Consider the following 15839-nt stretch of genomic DNA (forward strand, 5'->3'; position numbering starts at 1 on the left):
GAACCGGGTGAACGGCAGGCGTACGCTGTACAGCTGGCCCTGCCGCTCCTGCCGCTCCCCTGCGACGTCGCGGCGTTGACACGGAACACCGGAACGGGGAGTAGAAAGTGCTCGAGAGTGTGGGTGCGCTGACCGGCAGCCCATGGATCTACGCAGTGGTCGCCCTCTCGGTACTCCTGGACGTCTTCCTGCCCGTGCTCCCCAGCGGCGTGCTGGTGATCGCCGCGGCCACCGCCGCGGCCGCGAGCACGACCACGGTCACCGCCGCGGCCGGTGAGGCCACCCGGCAGGTGCCCTCACTCCTGGTGCTGACCCTCTGCGCGGCCACCGCGTCGGTCCTCGGCGACCTCGTGGCCTACCGCCTCGCCTGGCGCGGTGGCGACCGTCTCGACCGGGCCATCGCCCGGTCCCGCCGCCTCACCTCCGCGCAGGAGCGCCTCGGCGCGGCGCTGAGCCGTGGCGGAGGGATGCTCGTGGTCATCGCCCGTTTCGCTCCGGCCGGCCGCTCCGTCGTGTCCCTGGGCGCGGGCGCCGCTCACCGCAGGGTGAAGGAATTCCTGCCCTGGTCGGCCGTGGCCGGAGTGGCCTGGGCGGTCTACAGCGTGGGCCTCGGCTATTTCGGCGGCCAGTGGCTGGGCGCGGGCTGGCTGGGCACGGCCGTCTCCGTCCTCGCCCTGTTCCTGGCGGGCGCCCTCGCGGCCCTCGTGGTCCGCCGCCCCGCTCACACCCTCGCGGTTCCGGCCGCCGGAGCCCCGGCCGGAAGCTGACGGCCCGCGCGACCGCGCGCTCAGACCCGGGCGCCGCCCCGTATCTCCAGGCCGTCCAGCAGCCGCTGGGTCGACTCGGCGATCTCGGCCACGGCGCGGTCGAAGACCTCCTGATTGTGCGCGGCGGGCGCACGGAAGCCCGACACCTTGCGCACGTACTGCAGGGCGGCTGCTCTCATCTCCTCCTCGGTGGCCTCTTCGGGGATGGCTGGCGGACGAAGCGTCTTGATGCTGCGGCACATGTCTCAAGTGTGCGACGCACCACTGACAACGCACCACTGACAACGCACCACCGGCAACGCACCACCGGCAACACGGCTCGGGGCCTACGCTCCCCGCCGGTCCCCGAGCCTCTCGAGCGCCGGGATGACGTAGCTCCCGTCGAGAAGGGCCTGGTCGGGCAGGTGGAGCCGCAGCACCGGCCGGAAGCGACCGGCGGGTACCGGCAGCCAGTTCGCCTCCCCCGCCGGGTCCGTCGGCCGTTGCGCGGACAGGCGCAGCGTCAGCGAGCCGTCGGCGCCGTGGGCGAGCCCAGGGGTCCGGTCCCCGATCGCGTACCGGTCCGCCTCATGCGCGACCAGGTGGCCCCCTGGGCTGTCGTACACGGTCAGCGACCAGAACGCCCGCACCGGCGGCGGCGGTGCGAGACGCAGGACGTAGCGGTGGGATCCGTCGAGCGGGCGGCCCCGGGCGTCCCGGACCGTGTGGGCGTACACCGCCTCGTACCCGTGGGGCAGCCAGTGCCCCCGCCGGGCCGCGACCGCCCTGACCAGGTACGACGCCTCCCGGTCGGGGATCGTCCACTCCGGCGTGCCGAGCGTGCCGACGCCGAAGTGGTCCAGGTTGTAGTCGCGCAGGTGCGGAGTCGCCTGCCAGGCGTCCGGCGGGCCGTCGGCGTGGAGCGCGGGCCGGCGCGCCGCCTCCTCCACCCGGAGCCTGCCCAGCGCGAGCCCCCGCCGCAGCGCGCGTACGAGGCCGGGCCCGGCCGACACGTACGGCGAGATCCCCTCCTCCAGGAGCCCCAGGGGCTGGAAGCGGTCCTGGTACGCGCGATCGGCGGCGGCGGGCGGGAAGTCGCCCATCCACACCCGGAGCTCCTCGAAGAACCGCAGCTCCCCCGGCACCCCGGCCTCGGTCGCCGGGAGCCCGGTCCGGTGGGCCCGGTCCCCCAGATGTGTGAGCGTGAGCTCCTGCTGGAGCGCCCTGACGCGGGGCAGGTCCTCGGGGCCGCCGCACGCGAGGCGGCCGACGACGGAGACGACGGACGTGGGCGCGTCGATCACCCCCGACACCCCTTCGGGCACGGTGCCGGCCCAGCCGGGCGGCACGATCAGCCAGTCCCCCTCGACCGTGCCGGTGGCCCTGCTGCCGAGGTAGGCGAAGGCGTTGCTCCACGCGTCCACGAACTGGAGGACGTAGTACGCCCCGCCGGTGTCCGGGACATGCAGCCTGACCGGCCCGCCGGAGAGGTCGAGCTGGGCGAGCGCGTCGACGAGGTCGGCCGGGGCGTAGGGGGTGTGGGTGCCGGGCGCGGCCGGCCCGTCCGCGTGGGCGAAGTCGTTGAACGGTGCCGGCGCCCCGCCGCGTTCCTGGAGACGGGTCTGGACGGCCGACAGCCGGCGGACGAGCGGGGACCCGTAGACATACGCGTCGGCGGCCAGCGCCGTGATCGCGTCCGGCTCCGGACCGCCTCGTCGCGGGTTCACGTCAGATGACCGGCTTCGCCCGGTGGGCGCACAGGGCCCAGATCACGAAGGTGTCGAGCGCGATGGAGATGATCGCCCACAGCGGTTGGTACGGCAGCCAGATGAAGTTGGCGATCAGGTTCAGCGCGGCCAGCACGATGCCCACGCCCACGGCCCAGGCCGCGCCCGTGAGGACTCCCCATCCGACGAGCACCAGGAACACCCCGAGGATCACGTGGATCCATCCCCAGGCGGTGATGTCGAACTTGAACGTGTAGTTGCTGATGCGCGTGTACACGTCGTCGGACGCGATGCCCGCGATCCCCTTGACGACGGCGAGAATGCCGTCGACGAGGAGCACGACGCCCGCGAACATCACCCCGCTCGCCGCCCAGGGGCTGACGGGGCCGGGGGCAGAGGGTCGTGAGGAGCCGGGCGCGGATGCTGACTGGGACATGGAACTCTCCATTCGACGAAGCACCCCGCATCGCGGCGGGCAGATCCGACCCTGTGCGACGGCCCCACCCGCCACGACCCGGACGCGCCCGAACGGGTGATGGACCCCGGCTCGCTCAGGGCCCTCCCACGGTCACGACCTGCCCCTGGGCGTCGACGGTGATCACCACCCGTTCGACCCTGTTCGTCAGTGCCAGGACCGCCCACACGACGCCCCACAGGCAGCACGAGAACACTGTCAGGAAGGCGTGCAGCACATGGTTGACCGGCTGCCCGCGCACCAGCACGGCCTGGCTCCCGGACCGGGACTCCACCCGCCACCCCGCCGCGACCCGCCGCCCCACCACCCAGTCGAGGATCAGGCCACGCTGTGTGGCATCGGGGGTCCCTCCGCCCGCCCCGTAGTAACCGGGGGGAGGTTCGAGTGACACCTCGCGCCGCTGTGCCCCATGACGCTTCACGGCGCTCACCTCCAGGTGTCGAGATTTCCGCCCCGCCACTCGATCAGCTCCGGCCGGCCCAGGTCGATCTCCTCGGCCCCCTGGGCGAGCCCGGCCCGCCGGAGGAACGAGGCGACGTCCCCACGCCCGTGCGCCAGCCCGACGATCTGCCCGCGCACGGTCACCCGCCGCCCACCGGTCGGCGAGGGCGGATACACGATCACAGGGGGGTGTCCTGACATGCCTCCACGGTCCCCCGTGCCTCGTCGGCTCGCATCCCGGGGCCGGCGGCCGGAGCGGCTTCGGACAGGTCCTGCGGCCGCACGGCCACGGCGTCGATCCCCGCCGCCCGCAGCTAGCGCAGCCGGCCTCGTAGCTCAGCCGGCAGGTCGTCCCCACACGAGAACAGCGTCGCTCCACAGACCGGGCACGTGGACCCGGTCGCAGCGCAGGGAGCCACCCACCAGGGCATGGACACCCCAGCACTCCAACTCCCCACCACAGTCCAGGCATTCGGCGGAATACCTGATGGATCCCGCAGCCGTCTTCGCCGTCGCGGGCCTGCTCGGCGAGAACGTCACCACCCGCGGCATCGACCTGCTCGGTCTCCCGACCGGCACCCTGCTGCACCTCGGCGAGCAGGCGGTGGTGGAGGTGACGGGCCTGCGCAACCCGTGCGCCAAGATCAACGTCTTCCGGCAGGGCCTGCTCGCAGAGATGTTCGCCCTCGATCCCGTCTCGGGAGACTTCACGTTCAGGTCCGGCATCATGGCCGTGGTCCGCCACGGCGGCCCGGTCCGCCGTACGACACCATCGAGGTCGAACTCCCACCGCCCCCGCACCACCCCCCTGGAACGCGTCTGAGGGGCTCCTGTCAGCCCCGAGCGGAGTCCGTCCGTCGCTCGTGACGCGCACGCGCGAGGTGATGGGCTTCGCGGAGCAGCCGGCGCACGGCCTCATCGGTCCGCCGTCCCGGATTCACCACCGCGAGCCAGCCGGCGGGGCCGTGGACGGGGTGCGCCATCACGGTGTCGGTGACGCCGGGGTCGTCGTCGGGGGCGCTCTCGCGCGGCGCGTGGCCGGTCCACTCCCTGAACGCCTCCTTCCCGGCGGCGACGTTGACGCGGAAGGTGTCCGCGCGGTCCAGGCGCGACCTCTCGTCGCCCGGATAGTTCTTCGTCACGAGCGTCGCGAAGGGTTGGGTCGCTGTCGGCATGACGCCGTCGGGTGCGTGGAAGAAAAAGGTGTCCCCCCAGCTGATCTCCGGTGAGCCGTCGTCGGGTGCCGGCCTGACGGCCAGGACCCCATCGAGGTCTTCCACGAAAGCGATGATCTCGTCGATGGTCATGTGCTCAAGCGTTTCATTAAGGTGCTTGTGGAGACTTCGATCCTGAATACGAAGGAGTGGCGGTGCCAACCCTCAAGTCGTCGTCCCTGCGCACGGCCGACGTCGCACGACGTGCCGGGTACTCCGTCCAGCAGGTCCGCAACCTCGAACGGGACGGGGTCCTGCCGCCGGCCGCGCGCACCGCTTCGGGCTACCGGATCTACGGGGAGAGCCACCTGCGGTCCGCTCTGGCCTACCGAGCCCTCGCGAGCGCCACCGGCCCGGTCGAGGCCAAGCGGATCGTTCGCGCCGCCCACGAACGCCCGGCCACCGAGGTTCTGGCACTGCTCGACGCGGCACACGCCCGAATCCACCGGGAGCGTACGGACCTCGAACTGGCCGAGGAAGCCGCCGCGGTGATCTCCGCCGAGCTGATCGAAGACGTACGCCCGTCGGACTCGATGAGCGTCTCCGAACTCGCCGCCGCGCTCGGTGTGCGCCCTTCGACGTTGCGGCACTGGGACGCCGAAGGGCTCGCAGTCCCTGACCGGGTCCCGCCGCGCGGCACGCGACGGTACTCACCGGCCCAGACCCGGGACGCGCGGATCGTGCACCAACTACGCGGCGCCGGCTATCGCGTCGCCCCGCTCCGGGCCCTGATGCCGAGTCTGCGACGCGGGCACGGGCGGGAGGACATCGAAGCCGCGCTGGCCGTCCGGGACTCGAGCATCGAGGCCCGCTCCCGCGCGCTCCTCGACGCGGCCGTCCCGCTCAGCGCGGTCCTGGCCGCGCGCTCCGGAGGCATGACAGCGCGATGACGGGTCCAGCGGCCACCGCTGGACCACTGGCATAGGCTCCGCGTGTTCGCATGCATGACCGAGGGGGCGTTCATGACTGATTCCTGGCGAGACGACGCACGGGCCGACGGCGGCACGCCCGCCGACAGGCCCCGAGGACGGCGCGTGCTGTCGCGCCTCGGGATCGCCGTCCTCGTCCTGGCGATACCGGCCGGAGCGATCACCTGGCTGTTCCAGGACGAGCTGTTCCACCCGTTCGGCGACCCACAGGCCTGCGAGGGCAGCGACGTCCGGCTGTCGGGCGAAATCGGCACGGCGCTGCCCTCGGACGCCTCCGACGTCCACTACTTCACCCAGGACGGTCGCGCCCAGGTCTCCTTCCTCAGCGGTCGGATACCGGACTACCTCCACCGCGCGGGCCTCGTCCCCGAAGGGGAGTCCCCGCTCGACGGGCAGGACGGCGGCGCCTACGCGCTCGGCGAAGGCGAAACCGAACTCCCGGACGGCCTGTGCGGCTCCGGCATCCGGGGCCCCGTCGCGTCCTACACGGGCACGGCCTGCACCGTACTGGTCGAACGTTCACCGTTCACCGCCGAACGCTTCCGGAATCCGGCGCGCGCGATCGTCACGTACACCATGCCCTGAGACCTGGGAGTCACGTGTCCGCCGACGACGAAACGCCCACGTACGAAGGTCTGCCGGACGAGATCCGCGAGTCGGTCACCTACGAGCTACGGACGGCCCCTCCACCCTCTTCAGCCCGCTGCGTCCTGTCGGAAGCAGAGGCCGAAGGCCCCCGACCATGATCGATCGGAGGCCTCCGCACGGGTGGGCGCGGGTCATGAGCTTTCGGTGAAGCGTACGGACCAGGCGTATCCGCTCAAGTTGTCCTGCGGGACGCGCCGGACTTCTCTGACCTCGCAACCGTCGTGGGCGTACTTGCGGGCGAACCGGTCGAGACGCTGCGCGTCGGTGAGTTCTTCCATGGACAGCGGTGCTCCGACGACGAGGTCTTCGTGAAGGACCGAGTCCGGCGTGGCACCTTCCGGGCAGGTCGAGCAGTGGTGCGTTTTCGGTAGGGCCATACGGCCAGTGTGCTCCTGTTCCGGCTGCCCCGACGCCCGCAGCGCAGATGGCCGCGCCCGGAGCGCCTCGGCCGAGGGCGGACGCGTCCCCCGCCGCGATCGTGGCCCGGCCGGTTCTGCGGCCCACATCCCCTCGCTGCCGCAGGTCGGGGCGATGGTCAGGGCTCTGCAGCGGCCCGGCCGCCGTCCGCACCAGGAACCGTGCGCGCCCGTGCGGACGTCTCGGTACCGGGGACAGATGATCACTGTCATCGGAACGGGCACGAATCCAGGGTGGGGACGAATGACAGGCACGGTTACCGGCGCCCCGCGCGATGCGGACCGACGGCGGACACTCGGCCGACGCCGACGGACATGGGGACTGCTGGGCTGTGGCCTCGTGCTCGCCGCACCCGCCGCGCTGCTCGTCGTACGGCTGACGGGGCTCGACACGGGAACGCCGCTCGCGATACCCATGGCCCTCTTCCCCTATTCGGCGGTTCTCGTCGTGCTCGTCCTGGGCACGATGGTCACCGTTCCTGCCCTGCGGTCCCGATGGGCTGTGGCCGTCGTCGCGGCTCTGGTGCTCGCCCACGTGGCGCTGCTCGCACCACGGTTCACACCTGAGGGCCGGAACGTGCCGCCGGGATCGGTCGAGTTGCGTGTCGCCACCATCAACGCCGACGGCGGCGGCGCCGATCCCCGTGCAGTGGTGGAGTTGGTCCGCACCGAGCGAATCGATGTGCTGGCTGTGGAGCAGATGCCGTCGGGAGGTCTGGACGCGCTCGACGAGGCGGGCATGAGCGCGCTGATGCCGTACCGGGAACTGCACCCCGAGTACGACTCCTCGATCTACTCACGGCACCCGCTGTCTCACGCCGGCACGACGCAGATCGACACCGCCTGGCCCCAGACCACCGCCGAGGTCACGGTCGGCGGGCACAGGGTGCAGTTCGTGGCCGTTCACACCTACTACCCGCTCGGAGACGCGAAGCGCTGGACCCGGGACATGACCGCCCTTGCCTCCCTGGCCCGGCGCAGCGGCCCGGACACCGTGTTCCTGGGCGACTTCAACGCTTCCCTCGACCACGCCCCGATGCGGGAGCTGATCGCGGCCGGCCTCACGGACACCCATGCGGAACTCGGCCACGGCTGGGTCCGCACCTGGCCCGTCGGCCTTGCCCCCGTCCCACCTCTGATCCAGCTGGACCACGTCCTGCACGGCCCCGGCCTGGTCGGGGTCTCCACCGGCGCGCGCACCGTACCGGGTACGGACCACCGGGCCGTCGTGGCGGTACTGGCGCTGCTGCCGGAGAAGAGCCGGGCCGACTGACCAGGAACGGACGAGCTTCCTGGACGGATGCCCGACCTCCTGGCCGGGCATCCGTCCAGCAGACCTCACGCTCCTCCAGGGTGCGCCGATAACAGGCCCGACCCACGACCCGGCCAAGGGTGTCGACCGCTACCGGGTCAAGGCGTGCGCGTGCTGGTCGAGCCTCAGACCCCCGCGGCCTCGCCGGCCGGCCGTGTCGTGCCGAACTCGGCGGCGGCGAGGACAGAGTCCAGTCGGGCTCGCGTGGCGGCAAGGTCCCGCATGTGATCGTCGAGGCGGTCCCGCTCCGCGCGAAGCCGGGCGATCATCTCCGGGCCGGCGATACCGGTGTGCACGCACGGCAGGAACTCCACGATCGTCCGGCTGCTCAGCCCGGCAGCGTAGAGGAGCTGGATCCACCGCACTCGCTCGACCGTGTCCGGGGTGTAGAGGCGCTGCCCGCCTGTGCTGCGGCTCGACGCGATGAGCTGCTGCTGCTCGTAGTAGCGCAGCGCCCGCGTGCTCACTCCCGCGGCCGATGCCACCTCGCCGATTCGCATCCCGTCGCTCCCTCTGCTCCGCATGCCGCTGGGTCCCGGTTGTTGTCGGGCCGTCCCGGGTTTCGTCACCCGACTTGCCTTTGACGTTAACGTCAACTTTTACACTCCGGTAGCCGGCCATCAGCACCGGCGGAACCGACCATGACGGAGTAGGACCTCATGAGCACTGACGACACGACACCCGACGGCCTCATCCCAGCCGCCATCCTCGCCTCGGACACGCCAGTCGCGGTATATGGATACGCCCGGGCCAAGGCGGGCGGGGAGGGCCGGATGCTGGGCGAGATCCAGGCGATCATCGGCCTCACCCGCAAGGAGGACGGATGCGAGCAGTACGTGGTGCACACCACGCCGGACCAGCCGGGCGCCTTCGCCTTCTACGAGCGCTGGTCCTCCGGCGCCCACCTGCTGGCGCACGTCTCGCAGCCGTTCATGCAGACGTACTTCGCCGCCATCGCGGGCCTCCTCGATGGGGAACTGGAGGCCCACTGGCTGCACCCCCTCTCCTGACCCACGGCGCACGGCTGGCCCCGCGCCACGCGGGGCCAGCCGCATCCGGATCGCCGTCCGCGATGGCGCGGCATGCGGGCAGAGGTACGGCTCCTAGGGCAGCAAGGGCGGACGCCGCCCCGCTGTGGCGGCAGACAAGACCGGCGCCGTCCGCACTGCGTACCTGGAGAACCGCTCCATTGCCGCGCTCGCCCGCGACCACGGCGTCAGCCGCGGCGCGATCCGCACAGCCGTCGCCGACCTTCTACCCGACCACACCGCCGTCGAGAAGGGCGCGCCCGCCCCGGAGCTGCCGGTCACCCTCGACATGCCCGGCAAGGTCGCCGGCTTCCTCCACGCGGCCGACCTGGAACCCGCCGAGCGGGCCGCGCTCGACCAGGGGGTCACCGTACGGCGCGGCCAGGGCTACACCCTGGGCGTCAGCACCACCCCGGCCGTCCACCGCCAGCTCCTCGCCCGCTGCCAGCCGCTCGACGGCGACCAGGGCCTCCCCGCGGACCCTGCCCAGCGCAAGGCCCGCCGCGAGTACGAGAACCGGGTCAGCACACTCACGCCCTGCCCATGATCGTTCTCAGCGCCAACCCGTCCCGAGGCCGAAGAGGCCCGTAAGTTCACGCAAACTGAAGGGTTCTCGGTGGGAACTCAAGGGTCCGTCGTCGTGCTCTGCGGAGTTGCTTCCGTGCGTTCGGGGCCAACTCGCGACCTTGCCGTTCCTGGTCCCCTGGACCGGCAAGACGCCGAGCGGCCCCCTGCTCGAACGCAGCGAAGCGGAGTTGAGGGCTTGGGAAAGGAGTTGAGAGCTTGGGGGCGGGGCAGCCTCGGGTCGCTGCTGTACCGGCGGGCGCTGGGCGAGGCCGTCGCCACGGCGCTGGCGGTACGCGACGGCGCGCCGTCGACCGGCCCCGCACCCACGTACGCGCAGGTGCAGGCCCTCGTCGACGGGCCCGGCGTCACGTGCCGGTGAGCTTGTCGAGGTCGGGGGCGTAGACGGTCATCCAGTGCGGGTTCAGCCGGTAGTAGACGACCTCGCGGTTCCAGTCGAAGGCGTCGTCGTCGCCGTAGAAGTCCTTCAAGTAGGCGAGGAGTTCCTGCCAGTCGGCCGTGGTCTCGGCGTCCTCGGGGTTCAGCTCCTCCACCGTGCCGTGGGTGAACACGCCGAGGTCCTCGCCGCGCATGTGCGCGACGCTGGCGGCCGGACGGGCCGCGAGATGGCGGGCCTTGGCGGCGTTGCGCGCCGTGCCGAAGTGCCACCGGCCGTGCAGGAAGTGCCCGTCGGCGCCGCTGATCCGCGGTTCGCCCTTTGCGGTCACCGTGGAGAGGGCGAGCGTGCACATGCCGGTGAGGACCCCGGTGAGCTGCGCCGCCGTGATGGTGCGGCCCTCGACGATCGAGCGGAGGTGTGCGGTCGAGCCGGAGAGGGAGGAGCCGAGGAGGGACTGGAGCTTGTTGAGTTCTTCTGGGGTTTCGCGCATACGTCCATCGTCGGCCGTAAACCCGACACCCTCTGTCGTCATTGATGAAGCAGCGGTGAGGTTGCTCCGCGCGGGTTGCGCTCGGTGCTGCGTGGATGGCAACAGGTGGGGGACGAATGCCGGGACATGTTCATGTATTCGCGGTTGATTGACGAGCTGTGATGCCGTTGGTCCTGCTGTCAGGCCGCACGACGCGGTGTTCCCTTGAACTGATTGAGCAGCCATGATGTGCCGCCGTGACGGATTTCGTGGTTCCTCTCGCCATCGCAGTGATCGGGTTGGTGGCAACCGGCTTGGGAGCGGTTGTCGGGGCGCGGGCAGCTACTACCGTCAACGCCCCCGCAGCGGCTCGCTGCGGGGGCGTTCTGGCTGGTGGGCGCGGACGGTTTCGAACCGCCGACATCTGCTTTGTAAGAGCAGCGCTCTACCCCTGAGCTACGCACCCGTGGATGAGGCAACAGATTACATGGCCCCAGGCCCCCCGCCGCAATCCGGTTGCCCGCCCCGCCCTCCGCCCCACCTCCCACGAAGCCGGTACGGGGGGTATCCCCACCCCGAAGACGGTAGCCGTCCGGATCGTTCGCGGGTGGGGCCGTACATACGGTGGTGCCACATCGGCAGCGCTCTCAGGGGGACTCGACATCATGACCATCCGTACACGACGTACCCAGGCACTCGTGGCCACCGCCGGGACCGTGCTTCTCGTCGCCGGGCTCAGTGGCTGTGGCAGTACGGATGCGGAGGATGCCCCCGCCGAGTACAAGTCGTTCGCCTTCAGCGGGAAGGCACTCACCATCGACGCCGAGAACTCGACCCTGGATCTCGTGCCCGCCGACGTGGAGCAGATCGAGGTGACCCGTCGGATCGACGGGTGGGTCATGCTGGGCAGCGGGCCGGATCCCGTGTGGAAGCTCGAGGGGGACGAGCTGAGCCTCGAGGTGAAGTGCCGGGCGTTGATCAGCAACTGCGAGGCGCGCCACGAGGTGAAGGTGCCCCGGGGGCTGGCCCTGACCGTGCAGGGGGACAACGGCAAGGTCACCGCGGCCGGCTTCACCGCCCCGCTCAGGATCACCGCCGACAACGGCGGGATCAGGGTGCGTGACGCGTCCGGGCCGCTGGAGCTGAGCGCCGACAACGGTTCGGTCGACGCCGAGCGGGTTTCGGGGAGGTCCGTGATCGCCCGGTCGGACAACGGGGAGGTCCGGATCGGGCTCACCCGGGTCCCCGATCTGGTGGACACCGTCAGTGACAACGGGAGCGTGACCATCGACCTGCCGGCCGGGAAGAGTACGTACGCGGTGTCCGCCGAGGCCGACAACGGTGACGTCTCCGTCAAGGTGCCCCGCAGCGACAGCAGCAAGCACGTGGTGAAGGCGCGCAGCGACAACGGCGAAGTCACCGTCCGAACTGCGAACTAACCGGCCCGTGCGTTCGTCCTAACTGGTGCGAGAATGAACCGGGCAGGGCGAATCGGCACGGGAGAGGGATGTGACGGCGACACACACGCGGCCGCAGGCGAAAGCGGGTGTTGGCTCCACCGTCAGGGATGTCCTGGTGCTGATGCTGCTGCCGGTTCCGCTGGTCGTCGCGGCCTTGCCGGGCGCGTTCGCCGGCGGGGGTACACGCCGCTGGTTCGGGGGCCGCGGCGAGAATGAGCGTGCCGACGCGCAGGCGGCGAAGGACGCTGCGGCCGCCGCGTTCTACGAGCTGGACACCGCTCAGCGCGATCTGCGGATCTCCATCGAGACGATCACCGCCGTGGACAGTTCACCCCGCGCCCGTAAGGCGGCGGAGGACTTCGCTGCGCTGGGCCGGCGGATCGACGAGGTCAGCCACGCGTACATCACCGCGGTCGACGCCCATGACCTCGACCGGGACGATCTGGAGCCCTCGGCGGCGGCCGGTGCGCGGACCGAGCTGACGCGGGCCAAGGACGACCTCGTACGGGTGCAGGGTGAGCTCGCCCGGTTCGCCCAGGGGCTCGGGACCCTGCTCAGCAGTGCGGAGACCCAGCTCGCGCGGCTCGCTCCCGCCGTGGAGCGGGCCCGGCAGACCTTGCTCGCCGCGACCAACGCCCTGGACGCGGTCCGGGCCTCCGGGCTGCGGGCGGACGATCTCGCGGCCCGGCTCGCCGCCCTCGCCCCGGAGCTGACCAAGCTCAACCAGGGCGCGGGGCAGCACGGCGTGGCCGGGACGCTGCAACGTGCCGATCGGGTGCTGCGGGACGCCGAGGCGGTCCGGGCGGAGGCGGAACAGCTTCCCGAGCGGGCCGCCGAGATCGACCGCCGACTGGTGTCGCTGCGCACCCGGGCCCAGGCTCTGACGACGCGCGCCGGGCAGGTCGAGCCCGTGCTCAGCGAGCTCCGGCGGCGGTTCTCGGCAGCCTGCTGGCAGGACCTGCAGCCGGTTCCCGAGCAGGCGGCTGTCAATGTCCGGCAGGCCGAGGCGAAGCTGGCGGAGGCCGCCCAGGCGCGGTCCGAGCAGCGCTGGCCCGATGCCACATCCCGCCTGAGTACGGTCCGGGCGCTGCTCAACGCGACCGACGAGGCGGTGTCCGCCGCCGGGGACCGGCTGCAGCGGCTCGACGCGGTGGCCAAGAATCCGCAGGCGGAGATCGACCGCACCCGGTTCGCGATCCGGGACGCCCAGCGTCTCGCCATGGCCGGACGCAACACGCCCGACCCGCGTCACGCCCGTCCGCTGGACGACGCCGTGGCGCGGCTGGACCGGGCGATCGCCGGGCTCGACGGGCGCCACCCCGACTACTGGCACTTCCTCACCGAGGCCGAGGCCGTGCGGCAGACCACGAACCGGGTGGTGTCCGCGATCCGCGAGGAGCTGGGCGGCGGCGCCTGAGCGCGTCCGGCCACGCGAGAAGGAGCTGGCCCGGAAGGGCTGATTTGTCCCTGGCAGCCGGTGGGTCGATCCTGGAAGTGCGCAAAATACGCAAAGCACGCAGTGGTTTCCGCTGAGGCGTTCCTGGCCGCACACGGCCGAAGGAGGCCGTCATGGCCGCACACGTCCTGCACCGTCCGCATCCCGCCCACCGGCCCGACGAACCCACCCGCCGCCAGGCGATCCGGCTCGACGAGCACCTGCCCGTCGACCACAGCCTCAGCCGGTTCTACCGGGTGGGCGCGGGCCTGATGGGCCTGGTGCTCCTCGCCTTCGGCATCCTGGGGCTCATCGACCGTATCGGCTTCTTCGACACCGGCGGCGACACGGTGGCGGGCCTCAACACCAACGGTGCGCTGAGCATCCTGTCGATCTGTGTCGGGCTGCTGCTCTTCGTCGGCATGGTCATCGGCGGGAACTTCGCCTCGACGCTGAACATGGTCCTGGGCGTCGCCTTCGTCCTCAGCGGGTTCGTGAATCTGGCCCTGCTGGACAGCAGTATGAACTTCCTGGCCTTCCACATGCAGAACGTACTGTTCAGCTTCGTGGTCGGGCTGCTGCTGATGATGTTCGGCATGTACGGGAGGGTCAGCGGCGGCCTCCCCCACGACAATCCGTACTGGCGCGCCCGCCACCCCGAGCAGGCCGCACGGGAGGAGCGCCGCACGGTCGCCCCGATGCCCGAGGTCGCGAGGGGAAGCGCCAGGGGGAAGAGGCTCTAATCTGGGGCCATGCCTCGTTACGAGTACCGCTGCCGCCCCTGTGGTGAGACGTTCGAGCTCAGCCGCCCGATGGCCGAGTCGTCCGATTCTGCCTCCTGCCCCGCCGGGCACGAGGACACCGTGAAGCTGCTCTCCACCGTGGCCGTGGGCGGCTCGGCCGCCTCCGCCCCGGCCTCCGCCCCTGCGGGCGGTGGCGGTGGCGGCTGCTGCGGCGGGGGCTGCTGCGGCTGACCCCGAACAGGGCGCCGCCGCTACTTCCTGCGCGAGAGCGTCAGCCCGTCCGCCACGGTCAGCAGCACGCTGTCCATCCGGGCGTCGGCGACCACATGGTCGTTGAACTCCCTGATGGCGTCCGCGTTCCCGGTGGCCCGCGGATCGGTGACGCTCCCGTGGAAGAGGACGTTGTCGGTGACGACGAGCCCGCCGGGGCGCATCCTGGGGACCAGCTCCTCCCAGTACGCGATGTAGTTGCCCTTGTCCGCGTCCAGGTAGGCCATGTCGATGTGCGGCTCGGCCGGCATCGCGCGCAGGGTGTCGAGTGCGGGCGCGATCCGCAGGTCGACGCGGTCGGCGACGCCCGCCTTCTCCCATGCCTCCCGGCCGTACGCCGTCCACTCCTCCGAGATGTCGCAGGCGATCAGCACCCCGTCCGAGGGAAGTGCCTGGGCCATCGACAGCGCCGAGAAGCCGGTGAAGGTTCCGACCTCCACGATGTGCCGGGCACCGGTCAGCCGGACGAGGAAGGCGAGCAGCGGCCCCTGCTCCTGCGCGGACTGCATGCCCGCGTGGGCGGGCAGCTCGGCGTAGGTGGTCTCCACGAGCTCGCGCTGCACCACGTCCAGCGGCGGGTTGTGGGCCAGCGCGTACGCGTACAGCTCGTCGGTGATCTTGGTGTCGTTGCCCTTGGTCATGCGCGTCTCCTCCGTCAGGGGTGGCGCGGCAAGCTTGCCGAAGATCGCTCGGGCGTGCTCAGCGACCCGCCCGCCGCGGGTCGGCGGCACGCAGGAAGCGGCGCAGGATCTCCTCCCCGGCGGCGCCGCCCCGCTCCCGGAGCACCTCGGTGCCGGGCGCCCCCCAGCCGCAGTCGGCGAGCTCTCCGTGGCCCGGGCGCCAGGCCCGGTCGGCGGCGACCAGCAGGTCGGCGTCCAGGAGCGAGTCACCGGCGGCGAGCGTCAGTGTGGCGCCGCAGCGGCGGGCCACCTCGCGCATCGCGGCGCTCTTGGTGAGCGGCTTGGGTACGGCGTAGATCTTGCGGCCCTGGAGGGAGACGGTCCAGCCCCGGGGGTCCGCCCAGGCGGACAGCTCCTTCACCCAGCCCTCGGGGAGCGCGGCGCGGTCGACGACGAGGTAGGCGAAGAGGTCTTCGGCGACCCGTTCCTTGAGCAGCCACGAGGGGTCTCCCGCGGCCTGGAGGTGTGCGCTGACCTCGGCGAGGGAGGCACACTCGCCGTCGATGCGGCGGACCACGTGGTCCTGCCAGTCCGGGTCGGAGACCCCGTCGACCAGGATGTGACCGCCGTTGGCGCAGATCGCGTACCGGGGGGCGGGGCCGGGCAGGTGGATGCGGTGGTACTGCTCCCGGGTCCGGGTGGTGGTCGGGACGAACACCGTGCTGCGGGCCAGTTCGTCGAGCAGCGCGGCGGCCGTCTCCGTCATGTAGCAGAGGGGTGCCCCGCCGTACACCTCCACGCAGAGCAGGCGTGGGGCCTGCTCGTCGGGCATGGTCAGCTGGAGGGACGCCGCCGAGTAGATGAGGGTGCGGTCGAGGTCACTGGCCACCAACGTCACGGGGGCGTTCGCGGCAGCGTGCGCAGGTGTGTTCACGATGTCGC

22 protein-coding genes, 1 tRNA gene and 1 pseudogene are annotated in these 15839 nt (G+C 71.5%); 12 read left to right on the top strand and 12 right to left on the bottom strand.

The features are described 5' to 3' along the window. The first annotated feature begins 107 nt into the window (after positions 1-107). A complete protein-coding gene (locus ACFYQ5_RS16920) occupies positions 108-767 on the top strand; it encodes a DedA family protein (protein WP_389198085.1) in 660 nt (219 codons plus the stop codon). Positions 768-787: 20 nt separating this feature from the next. On the opposite strand, the gene ACFYQ5_RS16925 is transcribed toward ACFYQ5_RS16920, so the two are convergent. The 5 genes from ACFYQ5_RS16925 to ACFYQ5_RS16945 all read right to left on the bottom strand — a co-directional run bounded on the left by ACFYQ5_RS16925 (position 788) and on the right by ACFYQ5_RS16945 (position 3590). Continuing rightward, complete coding sequence (locus tag ACFYQ5_RS16925) at positions 788-1009, bottom strand: DUF2277 domain-containing protein (RefSeq protein ID WP_389198087.1); 222 nt, start codon at positions 1007-1009, stop codon at positions 788-790. An 84-nt stretch (positions 1010-1093) separates the two neighbouring features. Beyond that, complete coding sequence (locus ACFYQ5_RS16930; protein ID WP_389198089.1) at positions 1094-2473, bottom strand: DUF1254 domain-containing protein; 1380 nt, start codon at positions 2471-2473, stop codon at positions 1094-1096. A gap of 1 nt (position 2474) precedes the next feature. After that, the gene (locus ACFYQ5_RS16935; protein WP_389198091.1) at positions 2475-2909 is read right to left on the bottom strand and encodes a hypothetical protein; all 435 of its coding nucleotides are present in this window, start codon (positions 2907-2909) and stop codon (positions 2475-2477) included. A gap of 115 nt (positions 2910-3024) precedes the next feature. Next, entirely contained in the window at positions 3025-3369 is a 345-nt protein-coding gene (locus ACFYQ5_RS16940; RefSeq protein WP_389198093.1) for a hypothetical protein, read from the bottom strand. A 5-nt stretch (positions 3370-3374) separates the two neighbouring features. Further along, entirely contained in the window at positions 3375-3590 is a 216-nt protein-coding gene (locus ACFYQ5_RS16945) for a hypothetical protein (protein WP_389198095.1), read from the bottom strand. A 313-nt stretch (positions 3591-3903) separates the two neighbouring features. On the opposite strand from ACFYQ5_RS16945, the pseudogene ACFYQ5_RS16950 reads away from it, so the two are divergent. Continuing rightward, positions 3904-4256: pseudogene (locus ACFYQ5_RS16950) on the top strand (MOSC domain-containing protein); the annotation flags it as partial. Here the strand turns inward: ACFYQ5_RS16950 and ACFYQ5_RS16955 are convergent. Then, the gene (locus ACFYQ5_RS16955; RefSeq protein ID WP_389198097.1) at positions 4223-4696 is read right to left on the bottom strand and encodes a DUF6194 family protein; all 474 of its coding nucleotides are present in this window, start codon (positions 4694-4696) and stop codon (positions 4223-4225) included. The pseudogene ACFYQ5_RS16950 and the gene ACFYQ5_RS16955 overlap by 34 nt on opposite strands. A 62-nt stretch (positions 4697-4758) precedes the next feature. Between ACFYQ5_RS16955 and ACFYQ5_RS16960 the strand changes: the two genes are divergently transcribed. Then, positions 4759-5493 carry a MerR family transcriptional regulator gene (locus tag ACFYQ5_RS16960; protein WP_389198099.1) on the top strand — a complete coding sequence of 245 codons (735 nt, stop codon included), beginning with the start codon at positions 4759-4761 and terminating at the stop codon, positions 5491-5493. Positions 5494-5565: 72 nt separating this feature from the next. Next, entirely contained in the window at positions 5566-6117 is a 552-nt protein-coding gene (locus tag ACFYQ5_RS16965) for a hypothetical protein (RefSeq protein ID WP_389198101.1), read from the top strand. Positions 6118-6311: 194 nt separating this feature from the next. On the opposite strand, the gene ACFYQ5_RS16970 is transcribed toward ACFYQ5_RS16965, so the two are convergent. After that, entirely contained in the window at positions 6312-6557 is a 246-nt protein-coding gene (locus ACFYQ5_RS16970) for a hypothetical protein (RefSeq protein ID WP_389198103.1), read from the bottom strand. A 283-nt stretch (positions 6558-6840) separates the two neighbouring features. Between ACFYQ5_RS16970 and ACFYQ5_RS16975 the strand changes: the two genes are divergently transcribed. Beyond that, positions 6841-7869 carry an endonuclease/exonuclease/phosphatase family protein gene (locus ACFYQ5_RS16975; protein WP_389198105.1) on the top strand — a complete coding sequence of 343 codons (1029 nt, stop codon included), beginning with the start codon at positions 6841-6843 and terminating at the stop codon, positions 7867-7869. Positions 7870-8033: 164 nt separating this feature from the next. Here ACFYQ5_RS16975 and ACFYQ5_RS16980 read toward each other — a convergent pair whose 3' ends face one another. Further along, entirely contained in the window at positions 8034-8408 is a 375-nt protein-coding gene (locus tag ACFYQ5_RS16980) for a MerR family transcriptional regulator (protein WP_389198107.1), read from the bottom strand. Between the two features lie 159 nt (positions 8409-8567). On the opposite strand from ACFYQ5_RS16980, the gene ACFYQ5_RS16985 reads away from it, so the two are divergent. The 3 genes from ACFYQ5_RS16985 to ACFYQ5_RS16995 all read left to right on the top strand — a co-directional run bounded on the left by ACFYQ5_RS16985 (position 8568) and on the right by ACFYQ5_RS16995 (position 9882). Beyond that, entirely contained in the window at positions 8568-8918 is a 351-nt protein-coding gene (locus ACFYQ5_RS16985; protein WP_389198109.1) for a putative quinol monooxygenase, read from the top strand. Positions 8919-9042: 124 nt separating this feature from the next. Then, the gene (locus ACFYQ5_RS16990) at positions 9043-9483 is read left to right on the top strand and encodes a resolvase (RefSeq protein ID WP_389198111.1); all 441 of its coding nucleotides are present in this window, start codon (positions 9043-9045) and stop codon (positions 9481-9483) included. 228 nt (positions 9484-9711) lie between these two features. Beyond that, on the top strand, positions 9712-9882 hold the full coding sequence (locus ACFYQ5_RS16995) for a hypothetical protein (protein WP_244189907.1): 171 nt from the start codon (positions 9712-9714) through the stop codon (positions 9880-9882). Here ACFYQ5_RS16995 and ACFYQ5_RS17000 read toward each other — a convergent pair. Together ACFYQ5_RS17000 and ACFYQ5_RS17005 are read right to left on the bottom strand one after the other, a co-directional pair. After that, positions 9869-10390 carry a pyridoxamine 5'-phosphate oxidase family protein gene (locus tag ACFYQ5_RS17000; RefSeq protein WP_383172400.1) on the bottom strand — a complete coding sequence of 174 codons (522 nt, stop codon included), beginning with the start codon at positions 10388-10390 and terminating at the stop codon, positions 9869-9871. The two genes, ACFYQ5_RS16995 and ACFYQ5_RS17000, sit on opposite strands and share 14 nt — an antisense overlap. A 370-nt stretch (positions 10391-10760) precedes the next feature. Continuing rightward, positions 10761-10835: transfer RNA gene (locus ACFYQ5_RS17005), tRNA-Val, on the bottom strand. A 199-nt stretch (positions 10836-11034) separates the two neighbouring features. Between ACFYQ5_RS17005 and ACFYQ5_RS17010 the strand changes: the two genes are divergently transcribed. The 4 genes from ACFYQ5_RS17010 (at position 11035) to ACFYQ5_RS17025 (ending at position 14238) form a co-directional block, all read left to right on the top strand. Next, positions 11035-11808 carry a DUF4097 family beta strand repeat-containing protein gene (locus ACFYQ5_RS17010; protein WP_389198114.1) on the top strand — a complete coding sequence of 258 codons (774 nt, stop codon included), beginning with the start codon at positions 11035-11037 and terminating at the stop codon, positions 11806-11808. A gap of 70 nt (positions 11809-11878) precedes the next feature. Then, entirely contained in the window at positions 11879-13246 is a 1368-nt protein-coding gene (locus ACFYQ5_RS17015) for a hypothetical protein (protein ID WP_389198116.1), read from the top strand. Positions 13247-13398: 152 nt separating this feature from the next. After that, positions 13399-14007: a DUF4383 domain-containing protein gene (locus ACFYQ5_RS17020; RefSeq protein ID WP_389198118.1), complete on the top strand. Its 609-nt coding sequence runs from the start codon at positions 13399-13401 to the stop codon at positions 14005-14007. Positions 14008-14016: 9 nt separating this feature from the next. Beyond that, positions 14017-14238 carry a zinc ribbon domain-containing protein gene (locus ACFYQ5_RS17025; protein WP_389198119.1) on the top strand — a complete coding sequence of 74 codons (222 nt, stop codon included), beginning with the start codon at positions 14017-14019 and terminating at the stop codon, positions 14236-14238. 20 nt (positions 14239-14258) lie between these two features. Here the strand turns inward: ACFYQ5_RS17025 and ACFYQ5_RS17030 are convergent, their stop codons facing one another. Further along, complete coding sequence (locus tag ACFYQ5_RS17030) at positions 14259-14918, bottom strand: O-methyltransferase (RefSeq protein ID WP_389198121.1); 660 nt, start codon at positions 14916-14918, stop codon at positions 14259-14261. Between the two features lie 58 nt (positions 14919-14976). Continuing rightward, complete coding sequence (locus ACFYQ5_RS17035) at positions 14977-15831, bottom strand: HAD family hydrolase (RefSeq protein ID WP_389198123.1); 855 nt, start codon at positions 15829-15831, stop codon at positions 14977-14979. Positions 15832-15839 lie beyond the last annotated feature (8 nt).

Source organism: Streptomyces sp. NPDC005794, from assembly GCF_042871445.1.
GTDB lineage: Bacteria > Actinomycetota > Actinomycetes > Streptomycetales > Streptomycetaceae > Streptomyces.

What these genes read in the sequence shown, in the direction of transcription:
- ACFYQ5_RS16925 (WP_389198087.1), bottom strand. Translation starts at nt 1,009, where the DNA reads ATGTGCCGCAGCATCAAGACGCTTCGTCCGCCAGCCATCCCCGAAGAG.
- ACFYQ5_RS16935 (WP_389198091.1), bottom strand. Translation starts at nt 2,909, where the DNA reads ATGTCCCAGTCAGCATCCGCGCCCGGCTCCTCACGACCCTCTGCCCCC.
- ACFYQ5_RS16945 (WP_389198095.1), bottom strand. Translation starts at nt 3,590, where the DNA reads ATGTCAGGACACCCCCCTGTGATCGTGTATCCGCCCTCGCCGACCGGT.
- ACFYQ5_RS16955 (WP_389198097.1), bottom strand. Translation starts at nt 4,696, where the DNA reads ATGACCATCGACGAGATCATCGCTTTCGTGGAAGACCTCGATGGGGTC.
- ACFYQ5_RS16965 (WP_389198101.1), top strand. Translation starts at nt 5,566, where the DNA reads ATGACTGATTCCTGGCGAGACGACGCACGGGCCGACGGCGGCACGCCC.
- ACFYQ5_RS16970 (WP_389198103.1), bottom strand. Translation starts at nt 6,557, where the DNA reads ATGGCCCTACCGAAAACGCACCACTGCTCGACCTGCCCGGAAGGTGCC.
- ACFYQ5_RS16975 (WP_389198105.1), top strand. Translation starts at nt 6,841, where the DNA reads ATGACAGGCACGGTTACCGGCGCCCCGCGCGATGCGGACCGACGGCGG.
- ACFYQ5_RS16980 (WP_389198107.1), bottom strand. Translation starts at nt 8,408, where the DNA reads ATGCGAATCGGCGAGGTGGCATCGGCCGCGGGAGTGAGCACGCGGGCG.
- ACFYQ5_RS16985 (WP_389198109.1), top strand. Translation starts at nt 8,568, where the DNA reads ATGAGCACTGACGACACGACACCCGACGGCCTCATCCCAGCCGCCATC.
- ACFYQ5_RS17000 (WP_383172400.1), bottom strand. Translation starts at nt 10,390, where the DNA reads ATGCGCGAAACCCCAGAAGAACTCAACAAGCTCCAGTCCCTCCTCGGC.
- ACFYQ5_RS17010 (WP_389198114.1), top strand. Translation starts at nt 11,035, where the DNA reads ATGACCATCCGTACACGACGTACCCAGGCACTCGTGGCCACCGCCGGG.
- ACFYQ5_RS17020 (WP_389198118.1), top strand. Translation starts at nt 13,399, where the DNA reads ATGGCCGCACACGTCCTGCACCGTCCGCATCCCGCCCACCGGCCCGAC.
- ACFYQ5_RS17025 (WP_389198119.1), top strand. Translation starts at nt 14,017, where the DNA reads ATGCCTCGTTACGAGTACCGCTGCCGCCCCTGTGGTGAGACGTTCGAG.
- ACFYQ5_RS17030 (WP_389198121.1), bottom strand. Translation starts at nt 14,918, where the DNA reads ATGACCAAGGGCAACGACACCAAGATCACCGACGAGCTGTACGCGTAC.